Source organism: Actinomycetota bacterium (assembly GCA_005888325.1).
Lineage (GTDB): Bacteria > Actinomycetota > Acidimicrobiia > Acidimicrobiales > AC-14 > AC-14.
Map to the genome: position 1 here is coordinate 60,041 of VAWU01000008.1, position 15,032 is coordinate 75,072.

At 67.2% G+C, this 15,032-nt stretch carries 15 protein-coding genes; 8 read left to right on the plus strand and 7 right to left on the minus strand.

Going from position 1 to position 15,032, the window contains the following annotated elements:
- Nucleotides 1-134 precede the first annotated feature (134 nt).
- Nucleotides 135-1,388 (plus strand): hypothetical protein, encoded by a 1,254-nt coding sequence (locus tag E6G06_01205; protein TML93716.1) that lies wholly within the window; start codon nucleotides 135-137, stop codon nucleotides 1,386-1,388.
- Nucleotides 1,389-1,406: 18 nt separating this feature from the next.
- Here the strand turns inward: E6G06_01205 and E6G06_01210 are convergent, their stop codons facing one another.
- The 3 genes from E6G06_01210 to E6G06_01220 all read right to left on the minus strand — a co-directional run bounded on the left by E6G06_01210 (nucleotide 1,407) and on the right by E6G06_01220 (nucleotide 4,815).
- Nucleotides 1,407-2,000 carry an NACHT domain-containing protein gene (locus E6G06_01210; GenBank protein TML93717.1) on the minus strand — a complete coding sequence of 198 codons (594 nt, stop codon included), beginning with the start codon at nucleotides 1,998-2,000 and terminating at the stop codon, nucleotides 1,407-1,409.
- A 293-nt stretch (nucleotides 2,001-2,293) separates the two neighbouring features.
- On the minus strand, nucleotides 2,294-3,343 hold the full coding sequence (locus E6G06_01215) for a DUF3048 domain-containing protein (protein ID TML93718.1): 1,050 nt from the start codon (nucleotides 3,341-3,343) through the stop codon (nucleotides 2,294-2,296).
- 11 nt (nucleotides 3,344-3,354) lie between these two features.
- Nucleotides 3,355-4,815: a hypothetical protein gene (locus tag E6G06_01220; GenBank protein ID TML93740.1), complete on the minus strand. Its 1,461-nt coding sequence runs from the start codon at nucleotides 4,813-4,815 to the stop codon at nucleotides 3,355-3,357.
- A 405-nt stretch (nucleotides 4,816-5,220) separates the two neighbouring features.
- Here E6G06_01220 and E6G06_01225 point away from each other — a divergent pair, with 405 nt between their 5' ends.
- Nucleotides 5,221-5,784, plus strand: a complete 564-nt coding sequence (locus E6G06_01225; GenBank protein ID TML93719.1) for a YceI family protein — start codon at nucleotides 5,221-5,223, stop codon at nucleotides 5,782-5,784.
- A gap of 29 nt (nucleotides 5,785-5,813) precedes the next feature.
- On the opposite strand, the gene E6G06_01230 is transcribed toward E6G06_01225, so the two are convergent.
- The gene (locus tag E6G06_01230; GenBank protein ID TML93720.1) at nucleotides 5,814-6,461 is read right to left on the minus strand and encodes a TetR/AcrR family transcriptional regulator; all 648 of its coding nucleotides are present in this window, start codon (nucleotides 6,459-6,461) and stop codon (nucleotides 5,814-5,816) included.
- Here E6G06_01230 and E6G06_01235 point away from each other — a divergent pair.
- On the plus strand, nucleotides 6,446-7,048 hold the full coding sequence (locus tag E6G06_01235) for an SRPBCC family protein (GenBank protein TML93721.1): 603 nt from the start codon (nucleotides 6,446-6,448) through the stop codon (nucleotides 7,046-7,048). The genes E6G06_01230 and E6G06_01235 overlap by 16 nt on opposite strands.
- A 48-nt stretch (nucleotides 7,049-7,096) precedes the next feature.
- Nucleotides 7,097-7,438: a hypothetical protein gene (locus E6G06_01240; protein ID TML93722.1), complete on the plus strand. Its 342-nt coding sequence runs from the start codon at nucleotides 7,097-7,099 to the stop codon at nucleotides 7,436-7,438.
- Between the two features lie 280 nt (nucleotides 7,439-7,718).
- Here the strand turns inward: E6G06_01240 and E6G06_01245 are convergent, their stop codons facing one another.
- A complete protein-coding gene (locus E6G06_01245) occupies nucleotides 7,719-8,507 on the minus strand; it encodes a hypothetical protein (protein TML93723.1) in 789 nt (262 codons plus the stop codon).
- 420 nt (nucleotides 8,508-8,927) lie between these two features.
- Between E6G06_01245 and E6G06_01250 the strand changes: the two genes are divergently transcribed.
- Nucleotides 8,928-9,305 carry a hypothetical protein gene (locus E6G06_01250; GenBank protein TML93724.1) on the plus strand — a complete coding sequence of 126 codons (378 nt, stop codon included), beginning with the start codon at nucleotides 8,928-8,930 and terminating at the stop codon, nucleotides 9,303-9,305.
- A gap of 82 nt (nucleotides 9,306-9,387) precedes the next feature.
- Here the strand turns inward: E6G06_01250 and E6G06_01255 are convergent, their stop codons facing one another.
- Nucleotides 9,388-9,573, minus strand: coding sequence for a hypothetical protein (locus E6G06_01255; GenBank protein ID TML93725.1), 186 nt, complete (start codon nucleotides 9,571-9,573; stop codon nucleotides 9,388-9,390).
- A gap of 601 nt (nucleotides 9,574-10,174) precedes the next feature.
- Between E6G06_01255 and E6G06_01260 the strand changes: the two genes are divergently transcribed.
- Nucleotides 10,175-11,590 carry an adenylate/guanylate cyclase domain-containing protein gene (locus E6G06_01260; protein TML93726.1) on the plus strand — a complete coding sequence of 472 codons (1,416 nt, stop codon included), beginning with the start codon at nucleotides 10,175-10,177 and terminating at the stop codon, nucleotides 11,588-11,590.
- Between the two features lie 311 nt (nucleotides 11,591-11,901).
- On the opposite strand, the gene E6G06_01265 is transcribed toward E6G06_01260, so the two are convergent.
- Nucleotides 11,902-12,612, minus strand: a complete 711-nt coding sequence (locus E6G06_01265; protein TML93727.1) for a GNAT family N-acetyltransferase — start codon at nucleotides 12,610-12,612, stop codon at nucleotides 11,902-11,904.
- On the opposite strand from E6G06_01265, the gene E6G06_01270 reads away from it, so the two are divergent.
- Nucleotides 12,556-13,551 (plus strand): beta-lactamase family protein, encoded by a 996-nt coding sequence (locus E6G06_01270; GenBank protein ID TML93728.1) that lies wholly within the window; start codon nucleotides 12,556-12,558, stop codon nucleotides 13,549-13,551. The genes E6G06_01265 and E6G06_01270 overlap by 57 nt on opposite strands.
- Before the next feature lie 17 nt (nucleotides 13,552-13,568).
- Nucleotides 13,569-14,081, plus strand: coding sequence for a pyridoxamine 5'-phosphate oxidase family protein (locus E6G06_01275; protein TML93729.1), 513 nt, complete (start codon nucleotides 13,569-13,571; stop codon nucleotides 14,079-14,081).
- Nucleotides 14,082-15,032: the final 951 nt, after the last annotated feature.

Sequence of the window (15,032 nt, forward strand, 5' to 3'; positions counted from 1 at the left end):
GATAGACGACGCATCGGCGAGTGCGGCGTCATGGCCGGCCGCGTCTTCGCCTTTCAGGGGCGCGAGCGCGAGCCCGGGAGACCCCTGTCGACGCGCGCGCCGGTTGCCGACCTCCCGGGGAACAATTGTCTTCGGTGAGGAAGAGGCCGGCCGTCACGACGGGCATCTTCGTGTTGGTGATCGTGGGCGTCGGCGCGGCCGCGGTCCTCCACGGGACGGTGAGCGAACGGCCCGGGCCCCGCGTCGCCTTCCAGCCACCTCCCGGTTCGCCGCCGCGGACGACAACCACCATGCCGGGATCCGGCACGTCGACCTCGACCGTGACGAGCGGCGCACCGCGCCTGCCCCGATCGGTGACCCTCGGCATCGATGTCAACCGCTTCTCCCGAGGCAAGGGCTTGCAGAACCTCCCCCAGGTGCTCGCGGCGGCGCGCCGAGCCGGTGCGACTGCGATCCGCGTCGGTCAGCCTTGGGCCATCGTGCAGCCGACACCCGCACGCACGTACAAGTGGCGGGGGCTCGACCGCATCCTCGCTGCGGCCCAGGCGCAACAGCTGGAGGTCCTGCTCGAGATGGGCGACACACCGGCATGGGACGTCGCGCCCCGCGCGCACGGAGACGGCGCGTACCCTCCCATCGACTGCGGCCCCAGCGGCGGCTGTGCGTCGGCTCGGCAGTTCGTGACCGATCTCGTGCGCCACGTCGCGCCGTTCGGGGTGAGGTACCTGATCCCGCGGAACGAGCCGCAGGACACGCGGCGCAACTGGGTGGGCGGGACGGCCGCGCAGTACGCAGGGTTCCAGCAGGCGGTGTACGAAGCTGCGCACGCGGCTGACCCCCGCGTCAAGGTGCTGAACGGAGGCGAGGAGCTCCTGCCGCCGACGCTCGTCGACATTCTGCAACGAGTGGCCGACGTCCGCGGCGCGCTGAGCTTCACCGCCAGCTTGTACGCGGACCCGCAGTTCTGCCGCAGTCTCGACGTGCTCGACGTGCACCTGGGCCACGACGGGCCCGTCTACGGACGCGCGGTCGTCGAGCTCTCGGAGCAGGCGATCCGTCGGTGCAACGGGGGCCGCCCGGTACCGGTGTGGGTCACCGAGACGGCGTACACGTCATTGCCCCAGGTCCAGGCGGTGCCGTCGTACGCCCCCCAGCTCGGCGGCGCGTACCGGGACGGAGACGCGGGCCAGGCCGCGTTTCTCCGAGACACGTTCGAAGCGCTGGCCGGCGACACTGACGTCATCGGCATCAACTGGAGCGAGCCGCTCGACCTGCCACCCGGCGCCACGAGGCGGCCGGTGCTCACCTCGGCGCCGGGCGAGGGTCTGCTGCGAGACGACTTCGGGGAGAAGCCTGCGTTCGCGATGTTCGCGCGCCTCGCGGGCTGACTCATCGCCGCGCCGCGTCTACACCGCTCGGAGGACTCGGTCGCACCACTGCTGTGTCGCTCGCGGTGAGCGGAGACGTACCACCGCGAGGTGCTGGTTCTCCGGTGCTGCGAACAATCGGGGGAACTCTCGTCGCTGTCCAGTGTGGGACCGAAGCGCAGTGAGCACCGCCTTCGCGCCGGCGATCAACTGTCCGGGTAGGTCCCTTGTATCGCCCGACTCTGCAGCCTGCTTTTGCAAGCTCGCTGTTCGACGCAACGCCCTTCGCCCCAACCGCCACAGCGTCACCGCGGCCGGATAGTCCAGCCAGATGATGGTGTCCGCGCGTGGCCAGACGAGATCGCGAACCGCGCGCTTGTTGCCGTCGGTCACCCAGTGATCCTCTTGGATGACGGTCGCAACGCGCTCCCGCAGGACTGATTCGGGCACGGTGCTGAAGTTCGGCCCGAAATACAACGAGTCGAGCTCGACGTGGGGCACCTGGAGCGCGGCGGCGACGTCTCGGGCAAGAGTGGTCTTTCCCGATCCCGTCCTGCCGATGATCAGAATCCGCTTGCACCCGTCCAGGCTGGTCGAGGGCTCGCGTCGGGTAGAGGTCATCGGCTCCATCATCACCGCCCGTGCGATCGAACGCGGGATCGTATTTGATCGGCCTCCAGGCGGGCTCGAGTCGGCTCAGCTCTCGTACGAGGCAGGAGGGCGGGCACCGGTGCGGCTGAGGACCTCGTCAGTCCAGCTGATTGTGGCGGCCGACTGGAAGAGGGCTCGCCGAAGCGCGGATCGTCGGGACCCGTCATGTCGAGGACTGGCTCGGAGTGCTCGTCCAACTCGGCGCGTTCGGAGCTTGACCAACTCGCACGGAACGAGACGACCGAACGCCGGTTATGCGTCCCGCTGCCGCGGCGTCAACTGAATGCCGGCTGTCGACCGTGCGGTAGGAGCTCGAGCCAAGTCGTCCCCGCCTGGAGGTTGACGTCGGCACCGTTCGCGTCCACCAACCGCATAGGCGTGGCGTAGTTGGGACGCTGCCACTGACATGAGATGACTTGGCCGTCGCGCACCACCCAGGCTGGCCCCGAACCACTCACGACCACGAGCGGATCCTCGTTGTGGGCCGCATCGAAGATTCCGGTACCTCGGATCTCGACCGAGAGCACCACGATGTTGGTGGTCGAAACCACGGAACCGTCGATCAGCCTGTCGGGCCGACCGCCCTGATTCCGCTCGTAGCGACGCGTGGTCGCATTCCACCCCCATGTCGCGATGAGCTCAGACGACATGGGGACGACGGCGTTGGTTGCCGGCTGTCCGGGGCCGGTCGCGCCATAACGAAACAACTGGGATGGCGGGGTGGTCTGCGCGCCCCGCGCGGCCCCGACCCGGTAGAGGTCGGCCGTACTCGCGAACACGTCGTGGGGTGCGGGCCGACCGCGGAGACGTTGAAAGCCCATGTGGTTGTCGTCGTAGGACAAGAGCGTCGCCGTCGAGTGGTCTTTGACGGGCGCGACTTCGCCGGCAGCGGCGCCTGAATAGGCGAAGATGCCACCATCGAGCTCGCGGAGCAGGTCGGCATCAACCGGGCGCGCGGATCGGATCGGCCCGACGAGCGCCGAGTCATGGGACTCGAAGGTGGCCATCAGGCGGGTCAGATCGCCTTCGACCAGCTCCTCAGTCACGATGTCGGCGTCATTCAGCCCGGCCTGGGGAAAGGCGCCGGGAGCGTTGTCCACCTTGACCGAGAGGGCTGGGCGGGCTGCCCTGCCCTTGTCGTCCACGGGGAGCCCGGTCAGAGGGAAGGTGGCCGGCGCGGGCGGAGCAATTGTCGCCTGAGTGGTCGTCGGGATCGCCGCCCGTTTGACCGCTCGGACCCGGGTGCCCGCGGAGCACGCTGCCACGATGATCATCCCGGCCACCGCGACTCCAAACCAGCGAGAGCTCGGCTTCCGTGCATCCATTCAGATCCCTCTCAATGAAGATTCACCCTCGCCGCGATGGGGTCACCTGCGTACTCTCGAAACCCCGCCAGATTGTCCTGGGCAGGGTGCGGCTGCCCCGCGGGGCCCGCTCCAAACGTTCTCAACACGCGGGTGGTGACCTCGGTGACGACCCGCTGCGTCAAGGGATCCGTCGGGCCCGTCGGGTCGAGGCTCGCCACCCAGAGGTTCGTTCCCGTTGCGAAGACGCCGGCGCCGTTGGGCGTGCTGTAGTAGGCGGCGTCCGAGAAACTCCTTACACCACGGCACACCAGAGGAGAATGTGAGAGAACCTCGATCGGTCGTGGGGTAGGAGCGCCGGGGTTGACACGGTCGTATTCATGTCCAACCAGGCGCGGCAAACGCTCCCCAGCTCGCAAACCAAGCCCTTCGAAGAGCCAGCTATCGGGATCGACGATGACCATATCGGCCGTGACGGGATTGCTTTCGTAATACACGCCCGTGAGAACACTTTCCGGCTTGCTCGTCGGAGGCTCTCGCCAGTCGACCGTGACCTCTCGATTCATCTTGTGGTAGAGCGGGTCTTCGTTGGCACGCTTGTAGCAAATCTCTAACCGGTTCGCTCCATATCGAGTTTGAGCCAGTCGGATGTGCCGGAACACGGCATTGGCGCCGAGGAAGGCAATGTTCATCCCATCGTCGCGCGCATTCGTGGCAGCAAGACGCATCGCGCTCGACCAATACTCGTCGTGCCCGAGCGAGATGAGGGCTCGCGCGCCGTTTAGAAGCGCGGGGTCGGCGTGTAGATCGATGTCGGTCGCATAGCTGACAGGCAGACCCAGTCGTTCGGCGAGCGCCACCAAAGGCAACTCGTTGCCGATGAACTCACCGGCGCCGTCGCCACCGTAGGGTCGATCGAAGCTCACCGCTCGGGAACGGTGGACAAAATCCGCAAGCCCACCGGGACCGTTGTAGAGGTCGTACCCGCCCCAGCCGTTATACGCTTGCCACGTTGTCACCGCATTGAGAATCACAATCCGGCCGACGTTCGACGTACTCCGGACCGCCAACGGGATGTATTCCTGCCCTCCTGTATCTGCATCCAGCCGGAAGAGATAGTCGCCCGGTGGCCACCCGTGAGTGTCCACGGTCACGCTTGCAGACCAGCTCGTGAGCACGGTTCGGGTGGACGAATCGAGGCGTGATGGTCGCTGAACTGAGCCCTGGAGTCTCTGGGACCGATAGATGAGCGCCGCCTCAGCACCCCCGTACCATCCGGTTCGGAAGCCGGAGACGGTGTACGAGTGAGCCGTCGTGGAGACGTACAAGCGCACCGTCTCGCCGGCGATGACGCTGACTTGGTCCGCCCATCCTTCGATCTCGTGCGGTCTGGCGACGCGGTGAATTCGCCAGTCCGTCGTGCCAGTCCTCGAGTTCTCTGCCACGATGTCGTTGTCCGGCTGGGCATTCGCCGTACCCGGCGTCGAGAGGATCTCGTGTCTGGCTCTGCGATGTGCCGACGCTGAACTGTTGTGGGCGCCGCCCACACATCCGGCAACGAGCAAAATGGATGCCCCTAGAAGGGCGCACGGGAGTGCTGCGGTGTGCGGTCTGAGCTCGTCCATGAAAACTGGTTCGTACAACCCGACGCGCGAGACCACGGCTCAGGCCCGGCTCGGGGTGTTCGAGTTCATCGCGGTGTCTACCACCGCGGGCGACGGAATCCGCCGCGCGCGCCTTGTCGTTGAGATCGGGGCGGCCAGGAGCCAGGAGACCTCGGGACGTGCCGGCCTGACATTGCTAGAGCCCGGCGATATCGGCTGGCACTCCAAGCGCTTCAGTTATCTCTCCCCGGCCTGGAGGTCAACCGTCAGGAACGACCGGCGGCCGAGTCCGGTATGGGCCTTATGAGACTCGCGACCGGCACCTACGCCATCGGTCCGGCAACAGGCGCGCTCACTTTGCACACAGGACGAAGCGGTTTCGGGGCGATGGCGGGGCACGACCTCGTGATCGAGGTAACGCGGTGGGCCGGCACGGTGAACATCGACGCAGAACGGATCGAGGCGTCGACAGTGGAGGTCGTTGTCGACGCCGCGTCGCTCGAGGTACGCGAGGGCAAGGGCGGCGCGGCGCCGCTGCTTGCGATCAACAAGTCGGAGATCGCGAAGACCATCAACAAGCTGCTCAGCACCAAGAAGTACCCAGAGGTGCGGTTCCGTTCGACAGCAGTGGCCCCGACCGACGAAGGTTTCATCGTGCACGGCGACCTGACGATCGCCGGGGCCACCCGCGCCGCCGAGCTAATCATCATGATCGGCATCATCGCCGGCCGACCGCGAGGAACCGTCACGACTACCGTCGTGCAGTCCAGCTTCGGCATCAAGCCCTACTCGGCGATGCTCGGTGCGCTCAGAGTCCGCGACGCGGTCGAGGTCCGCGCCGAGGTGCGTCTGCCGTAGCAGTTGCTCTTGGCCTCGCGTAGACCTGGTCAGCGCCTGGGTGGTGGCGAGTCGGCGGTTTGTTCGCGCCACGACTCGTAGAGCGCGGAGTAGTGCTCGATTGCGGCGGTGGTCGCGGCGCGGTCTTCGGTCGCGAGGAGGTCGAGGAGCAGGCCGCGCGCGACCGCGAGGTCGAGTCGCGATTGCGCTCGGGCGGTCTCCGGAGGAACGCCTTGCTCGCGACGCATCGCGGCGATCGGTTCGAGCCACGAGGTCACGATGTCGTCGAGAAGTCCGACTGCGTGCGGACGTTCCTGGAGCGCTTGGCCGTACAACTCGAAGAAGAGCCGCTCGTTCGGCCAAAGCGCGGGATCGGAGAGGTGTTCCCACATCCGCCGCATCGCGACGGCCGGCGAAAGTGACGGATCGAGGTCGAACGCGGCGAGGAGCTCGCGCTGCTGTTTCTCCACCGCCCGAATCACCGTGATGAGCAGGTCCGCCTTCGAGTGGAAGTGGTAGATGAGCATGCGATGGCTGGTGCCTATGGCGGCTGCCAGACCGCGAAGACTCAGATCGGCGACGCCGTGCTCCGCGACGTACTCGATGACGGCGTTGAGGAGCCGCTCCCTGGAGTCGCTCCCCGTCTCGTTCCCGGCCACTTGACCTCCCCTCTCTGTACCGTATGGTACATGTACCATACGGTACAGAGAGGGGAGGATCAGCGATGCGACGTCGTGATGTCAACGTCACGGCCGTGACGCCGGCACCGGTGGCGGCTGTGTTCGGGCTGCTGGCCGATGGCTCGACCTGGCCCACATGGAGCCCGATCGAATCGTTCGAGCTCGAACAACCGGGCGTCCCGCCGCCCGAAGGTGTCTCCGCGGTCCGGCTGTTCCGGCTCGGTCGGACCACCGGCCACGACCAGATCCTCGAGCTCGTCCCGAATCGGAGTCTCAAGTACTCCTCGCGTTCGAACCTCCACGTCCGCGACTACGTCGGCGAAGTCGTGCTCGGCGATGCGGTGGAAGGCGGCACGACCATTCACTGGCACTCGTCGTTCCCACCGGGCACCGGCTGGATCGTCGAGCCCGGCATCCGCCGATTCATCGGGAAATGCACACACGGTCTCGCCGAGTACGCAACGTCGATCGCCGCGAGCCGCGATCTCAGCGAGCCGTTAGCTCCGCGAGACGCGCGAGGGTATCGGCTGGCCCCCTGTAACACCGTCACGTATCCATTTCAAGCCACGACGTTCGGGAGCTCGCGATGGATGCCGATGTACTGAACAACCACGTCCGGACGCATCGCTGCCGCGTTCCTCTGCAACGCGCAGGTGCTCTCCCCGCCCGTCGGCGGAGGGGCCGGTGACGGCCAGGGCGACGTCGACCACGCGTGCGACTACGGAAACGTGATGGGTGGGGCGCCTATGGGCGTGGGCGCGAGCTCGCTCACCCTCGACAGCGCCGGCAACTGCTGCGTCCAGGGGTCGACCATCGCGCTGCAGCTCCCTTCCTCGAGCACGCTCACCCAGCGGGGTGGCCCGCTCGACACCAACACCAACGCCGCCGCCGTGTGGCCACCCACGCCGTCGCAGATCGCGCGGGGCTGGACCTGCATAGCCGTGTTCGCGGAGTACGACGCGGGTCTCGCTGCGCGCATCCCCGGTAATCCCTGATCCCGAGCGCGGATAGGCGCCGTTCGCTTCATGGTGCTCGCGATCGTGAGCTGCGCCGAGTGCCCTGATGGACGCTCGCGCCGCCGGACGCGCCATCGTCCCCGGTGACGGACGGCTCTGCACGGTGATGCCGAGCCTTCCCCTGTCCCCGGGGGCGACACGAAGGGTACTGCTAGGACGCCAGCCGTGCCCCACGTCGGTGAGGCGGTTGACGAACGACGTGCGGGAGGGGACCACCCAACAGAGCGGCCCCCTCTCACGTCGTTCCTTCGAGAGCGGCTTACAGCACGCGGTAGCCCGTGCGGAAGTTCACCGTCGCCCCGGCGGCGATGGGGAAGGCGCCCTGCACGATGCCCACGTAGTCGCCCGGCGCGGTCGGCGTCGCCTCGAACGTGTGCGAGCACGTGCTCCGACTCGCACTCCAGTTGCCGAAAGTGGAGACACCGATGTTGGCCACGAGGGACGGGTTGGCGAGGAACGTCGAGGCCAAGCCGTCGGTCTCCTGGCCGAACACCGATCCACCGGCAACGTCATAGATGTCGCCGCTCGCAGTGCCGTTGATGTCACCGTCGAAGGCGCGGTCGAAGGCGACATTGTGGGTGACAGTGTCGTTGTTCTTCAGCAGGTTGCCCACCAGCACCATGCGCGACCCGTACTTGAAGAAGACGTTCTGGGTCAGGGTGTAGATGCCGTCGGTCGTGGTGCGGGTGGTGGTGACGGTGGTGGCGGTGCTGCTTTGGGTGGCCACGCCCCAGCCCCCTTCGACCAGGCCAGTGTCGTGGTACGCGACGAACGTGTTCAGATCGAGCAAGCAGTAACCCTCACTGTTGATGTGGTTCACCGCGCTCCCGAACGGGCTGTACTGGATCTGATTGATGTTGCCGTGGCTGCTCACGCACACGGTCAGCGCCGGCGGCCCCGCGTTGGTGAAGGTCTTCGTACAGCCCGTCGACTGCGGCACCACTCCGCTCTTGTCGCCGCCCGTCGCCGCGCCGCCCGGTGCCGAGCCGCTGAGCAGCAGTCCCATCGCCAGCGCTACCACCAGCGTGATGGCCCCCCCTGTCCTCATCCGTAGTCGTCGCACGCGCCAACCCCCTCTTGTGGTGTGCCGAACCCCCGTAGGCCAGGCGCGTGCGAGCCTACGTACGGGTGGGGGGTGTGGGCCTCTTGTCGTCAGTCCAGCCGCGCAAACCGCAGAACGGAGCGGAAGCGAGCGCCCGGGCCGTCCCCCGGCCCCCTCATTCAGGCTTGCTCACAATCGCGAGCGTCCCCGACCGGCACTTGAGGGACACTGAAGCCGATGAGTGATGCCGCCGTCGCGATAGGCCGACACGTCCTCGTGACTGGGCTGGCGGGGTCCGGGAAGAGCACGTTCTCGCGCTCCCTCGCTGCGAGGACCGGCTTGCCCGTCATTCACCTCGACCTTCATTTCTGGAAGCCCGGCTGGGTTGCACCCTCGGAGGACGAGTGGCGCGAGAAGCAACGCCGGGTGCTCGCGGGCGACGCGTGGATCGCCGATGGCAACTACCACGAGACACTTGATCTCCGCCTCGAACGGGCGGACACCATCGTGGTTCTCGACACGCCCTGGCCAGTGTGCGCAGGACGTGCGCTCCTGCGCGGCGTGCGGAAGTCGGTCGGCGAGATGCCCGAAGGGTGTGACGATTCGGCCTGGCGACGGTTGCGCGATGAGTGGTCACTTGCTGTGCGCATCTGGCGCAAGCGCCGCTCAGAGCCCGAGCGCGAACACGAGATCATTTCACAGCATGGGCAGCACGCGGCCCTTCACGTGCTCTCGTCCAAACGGGCAGCGAGCGAGTTCCTCGACCGGCTCGACGTCGCGCGCATACCAGCCGGCGATTGCTGACCGAGTAAGCGCCCAGATCGCCGGATTGGTGCCCTGCGACTGATGCCGCCGGAGGCGACGTGGTCACGGTACTCGCGCGCCGCTACTGGTGCTCGGCCTCATCGACGAGCTGGCGTAGACCGATGCGGAGCAGCTCGAGGCGAGCCTGGAGTTCGGCCACGTCGGTGATGAGGCCCATGGCCTCCTCGCGCGACAGTGAGGCGGCGGCGCCGGGGTTGAGCATGGCCAGACTGCGCCGCAGGTTCTCGAGCTCTGTTGGTCGGTCCACGGCCCTCGACAGTAGGCGAACAAGTGTTCGACCACCAGCGCCGATTACCCGCCGACCCCTGGCGGGGTTCCTCTTCAGCGCCGGGCAACACCGTCGACAGAGAAGGTCGGAGCGGTCTGGCCTCGCCGCTACCATCAGTCGACCGCGCAACGGATGGGCCGCTGGCGTTCGTCAATAGCTCATATGGGCCTGGCCGGCCGGTGGGGGTCGCTGGAAGCCTTCCGTGATGCCGATGCCGCGAGGGATGACCGTCTGCGAGGCGTGCGGCGAGCCAGTCGATGCGAACGACCCAACGCTTGTCCGGGCGGGCGTAACACTGGAAGGACCCGACCCCCTATTTCACCGCCGGTGTTTCCCGCGCAACAGCGAAGTCTGGTATCCGCGGAACTGAACGCCCTCGAGCACGACGAGCGGCACGGTGTATTGGGGCGGGTGTCGACGCGCGAGCGGCAGGTGCTCAGGTAGCACGTAGCGCCAAGCGGTAATTCGGGCGCGCCGAACGAAGTCACCGGTGTCCGTCCGGGCCACTCGCGAAACGCCGCACAGAACGCCGGTGCCTGAGGCCTGTTGGTGTTCCGTCGGAGCGCGATGTTCTGTGTGAATGGAAGATCCGGGGGGAGTTGCTCTTTCGTTCACTCGGGATTGGGACCACGATGGCGTCGTGGAGGGAGGGTCGTCACAGCGAGTAGCCCCGCCCGTCCTGTATGCGCAAACTGCGGAGGGCGGGCATGTGGGTTATCAGGTGTTCGGTGAGGGTGGGTTCAGCGTCGTCATCTTCTCGGAGTGGGCGGCGAGCATCGAGACGGTGTGGGAGCATCCGGTACACCTTCGGATCCAGCAGTACTGGGCGAGCTTCAGCCGTTGCCTCTTCTTCGATCCGCGAGGCGTGGGGGTATCCGATCCGGTTCCGCCGGAACGCATCGGGGCCCTCGGGTCGTGGGTCGAGGACGCGGTCACCGCGATGAACGCCGCAGGTGTCAGTCGGGCGGTGGTCATCGGTGAAGGTTTCGGGGGCCATGCCGCTGTTTCGTTGAGTGCCGCCCATCCCGAGCGGGTCGAAGCGCTCGTCCTGATGAATGTGTATCCGTCGTTGGCCAAATCACCGGATCGCCCATACGGCCAGACGAACGAGGGCATCGATCGGACGGTCGAGTTCGTCCGCCGAACCTGGGGCACGGGTCGGGTCGTGTATGCGGATGTTCCGGCGCTCGGCTGCGATGAGTCGTTTCTCGAGTTCTGCGGCCGCTTCGAGCGCGTCGCGGCCAGTCCCGCAACCGCGGCGCATTGGGTCCGGGCCGCCTATACCTCAGACGTGAGCGCTTTGCTGCCTCAGGTCGAGGTGCGGACTGCGGTGCTCTACACCGGCGATCTGGCCCACGTTCCCGTCGAGGCGACCCGGGACCTCGCGGCGCGTGTGCCCGGGGCTCGGTTCTTCGAACTCACGGAACCGTCGTTCTACTGGTTCGACGACCCGGAGACGACACGCGAGTTCAACGACTTCGTCTTTGGGCCCGGCGCCGACGACCGTGGTGCGCGGGAGCTCGCGACGGTCGTCTTTGTCGACATCGTGGACTCCACCGCCCGGGCCGCGGAGCTTGGCGACGGCCGGTGGGAGGACGTGCTCAACGGGGTGGACGCTTTCGTCCGGCGAACGGTCGAACGATTTGGTGGCCGTACCGTGAAGCAGACCGGTGACGGCCACCTGACCACCTTCCCGGTTCCGAGCAACGCCCTGCGTGCTTCGCTCGCGATCAATCGTGGCATTGCGGCCCTCGGCGTCGACATTCGCACCGGGGTCAACACCGGCGAAGTTCAGATTCGCCCGGGCGGTGACCTCAGTGGCATCGGTGTCAACGTTGCGGCCCGCACCATGGCGGCAGCGGAACCACGCGAGATCCTGGTCACCGAGAGTGTCGCCGCGTTGGTCGCGGGCTCGAGCTTCGCCTTTGACGAACGTGGCACGCATCGGCTCAAAGGCGTTCCTGGCGAATGGCGACTCCTCGCCCTACTCGGTTGACGGGCTCCCCTTTGGCTTGCCGTGGAGTCGTCATCGACTTCGAGGGAGTCGAAGGACGATGTTGCATCGGCTCCCAAAGAAGGCGTTCGCCACACGCTCCGATAAGGACACGCGGAATTCCCTGATTGATGATCTGAGGCGGACGCCAGCGGTTCTTCCGTAGCGTCTCGATCCTGCGAGCGCCTAACGGCAGATCGGTCGCATCAGGGCCATGCGTCGGATTCATCGCTCGCGGTCGTGAGCGCGACCGACGGCACTTCTGGGACGCGCCACCTGTAGATCCGCAGTTGCCAGCAGAGGGCTGGGCCCAGTCAGGTCGAGCGCACGAAGTAGTTCGCGGTCACCTCGAAGCCGAGCCGCTCGTAGAACCGGCGAGCCTCGACGCGGCGAAGTGCACTCACTACCTCGACGGCCTGAGCGTTGTTCCGCGCCGCAGCCTCGAGCGCGACGTCTACCAGCCTCTCACCAATTCCCCGCGACCGGTGGGCCTCGTCGACGACCAACGTGTCGATCGTGACGAGGTTCCCGGCCCGCTGGAACTGCCGTCGCGTTGTGATGGCAACAACACCAACGACATCGTCATCGAGCTCGGCGACCACGACGTCCGTCGACGGCGATGCCGAGAGCTCAGCGACGACGCCCTCGGGTGGGACGACCCACCCAAGCTGATCGAGCAATTGGCTGATGCGGGACGCGTCCTCCGGCATCGCTGGGCGCAACGTCACGTGCACGCCGAGAGCGTACGCGGGACGGATTGCCCCCTCCCTGGGAGGGCGAGCACGTCTCCTATCGCCGGCTCGGCGGCGGTAGCGCGCGCCGTCGATCTGTACGGACGGCACCCGGATGGTCCCGCACATCTCGGCGGTTGGGACTGCCACGACCACTAGCGCGCGAGGTCGCCGCCCACATGCCCGTTTCGAGTGCGCCACCGATGCGTTCTCGACCGTCGTAGCGTCGAAGCCCATATGGGTGGATTCGACCCGCAACGGCTCGCACACCTCGCCCAGGCGATGCAGCACCATGTCGAGCAGGACCGGGTCGGCGGTATCGCCTGGCTGCTAGCCGCGGGCGATCAGGTGGAGGTCGGTGTCGCCGGCCGGCTCACCCGAGGCCAACCCGCGCCTGTCGGTCGCGACAGCATCTTCCGCATCCGGCTTGGCATCGGCATGGACTTCGCGGCACCTTGGCCGCAGCCGTTCCTCGACGCGCTGGCCGAGCTCGAGCTCGGCGCCGGTCCGCCCGAGCCGCAGGTACCGCCGCCGCCGGACGAATGGATGCGCCGGCTCTCGACGCTGCCCCTCCTCTACCAACCCGGCGAGCGCTGGCTCTACAACAAGGGGGCCGATGTGCTCGGCGTGCTCATCGCACGCGCCGCCGGCCAACCGCTCGACGTCGTCCTGCGCGACCGTGTGTTCGAGCCGTTGGGCATGGTCGACACCGCCTTCTCCGTCGCCGACGTCAACCGGTTCGGCACCTGTTATGGCATCGACCCAACCGGCGCACGGTTGGTCTTCGATCCTCCGGATGGCCAGTGGGCGAAGCCGCCGGCAGTTCCGTCTGGCGCGGCCGGCCTTGTGCCGACGGTGGACGACCTGCACGCGTTCGCGCGGATGCTCCTGTCGGGCGGGCGGCTACCGGATGGTTCGCGCCTGCTGTCGCGCGCTTCCATCGACGCGATGACCACCGACCAGATCGATGTCGCCAGCGGCGCGCCCGGGCCCCTGCCCGACGGCTCGCAGGGGTGGGGCTTCGGCGTCGGTGTGCAGGTGCGCCGCACCGGTCTCGGGCCCTCCATCGGGTCGTACGGCTGGGCAGGCGGCATGGGGAGCATGTGGTCGAACGACCCCAGCAACGCGCTCATCGGCGTCATGCTCAGCACCGAGGCCTTCGCCGGTCCGTTCCCCCCGCCAGTGGTCATCCAGGACTTCTGGACCGGCGCGTACACCGCACTCGACAACTGACCAGGGAGGTGGTCGTGATGTCATCGCCTGCTCCGACACCCGAGCTGCACACCGGCTTCAGCGCGCCCGGCGCCACGCCGACGTCGTGGGAGGACGTCGTCGGCGTGCTCGTATCGGCCGAGCTGTTCTGGATCTCGACGGTGCGCACAAACGGGCGTCCGCACGTCACGCCGCTACCGGCGGTGTGGCGCGACGGCGCGCTCTACTTCTGCACCGGTCCCGGCGAGCAGAAAGCCCTCAACCTGCGCGCCAACGACCAGTGCGTGCTCACAACGGGCGACAACCGCTGGAAGGCCGGCCTCGACGTCGTCGTCGAGGGACGGGCCGAGCAGGTCACCGATGACGCGTTGCTGCGCGCGCTTGCCGCAATGTGGAAGACGAAGTACGACGGCGACTGGCAGTACGACGTGCGCGACGGCGCCTTCCACCACGAACCGGGCGTCGCCCACGTCTTCGAGGTCCGTCCCCGCAAGGTGCTGTCCTTCGCCAAGGGCGAGTTTGCCCAGACCCGGTTCCGCTTCGATGGCTGACTCACGGACTGCTCAGCTCAGGTCTGCGCCTGGTCAACCAGATGCGCGCCCCAGAACGCTCGGCGGGAGTCGACGTCCGGGTGCCCTCCAACGCCGGCACCGAGGCGCGCTTCGCGGCCTTACGCCGAAGGTGCGCCTGCATCGCGAGCCCGCCCCGATTGCCCCGATGGAGAGTGAGACGCTCGCTCTGGACACCCCGAAGGCGCCCTCCACGTCAACGGCCAGTCATCACGGCCCCGCGCGCTAGCGCTCGGAGCGGCCCCATCGTAAACAATCGCTTGAGCGCCGGGTGCCGATGGGGGAATCGACAGGGCGGTGCGCCGGAAGCAGCGAACTGCGCCCGGCGAACGGCTGTCTCGGGGTCGCGCATCGCGTGACACGCATCACGCTTGCTCGGTCCAGCCCGCGCCAGCGCCCCGCAACCCGCCCTCATACGGACGCGCGATCGGGGCCATGTAGCAGCCGATCACACTGCTCTGCCACGAGCACCTCGACATGCGCCGGAGATCCCAGGCGCGCTCGCGCCGCGCTGCGGATGAGTGCCCGGGGTGAGAGTACCCGTTGCTCGAGCCAGGCCGTGAGGGCCAGCACACCCACGACCGAACCCAGCCCCACCGGGACCAGCAGCACTCCCCAGACGGACATGAGCGGGTTGTACCCAGCCCCTTCAGTATCGAACACATCTCGTAACCGCACCGATGACCGGGAGTCGCAGGAGCTGTTCCTGCGCGATGTCCTTCACAAGGCGCTCGTCTCCGTCGACGAGCACGGACTGAAGCAGCCGGTGCAAACCGCGGCGGGTGATGGGAGCGGCCATCGGGCGCCGTCGATCGGCTGATCGCCTTCGTCGTCAGTCTCGTTGTCCGTCTCCTGAGCCCGTTCCGCGCCGGCCGTCTGACGACCGAAGACCGACGGCGAGGCGCTGGCGCCGCGACACCTGCGCCGCGATAT